The sequence below is a fragment of the Psychroserpens mesophilus genome (genome assembly GCF_050617655.1).
Classification (GTDB): domain Bacteria; phylum Bacteroidota; class Bacteroidia; order Flavobacteriales; family Flavobacteriaceae; genus Psychroserpens; species Psychroserpens mesophilus_A.
The window spans coordinates 1-240 of sequence record NZ_JBODQC010000456.1; the positions used below are offsets into that span (position 1 = coordinate 1).

Genomic DNA, 240 nt, shown 5'->3' on the forward strand with positions numbered 1-240 from the left:
GCCCCTTCCTGCTCAACATGATCCACGAGGTCCACAACCTGCGCATGCTGTGCGGCGACATCGTGGCCGTGCAGGCCTTCGCCTCGCATGCCACGCGCGGTTTTGCCGTGGAAGACACGGTGGCCGTCAACCTGCGCTTTGCCAGCGGTGCGCTGGGCAGCTTTGTGCTTTCGGACACGGCCGCCAGCGCGCGCAGCTGGGAGCAGACCTCGCAGGAGAACAAGGCCTATGCCAGCTATG

General features: G+C 65.4%; 1 protein-coding gene. It reads left to right on the top strand.

The features are described from left to right. On the top strand, positions 1-240 hold a 240-nt coding region (locus ACRHNM_RS17975), incomplete at both ends, for a Gfo/Idh/MocA family protein (protein WP_431137997.1).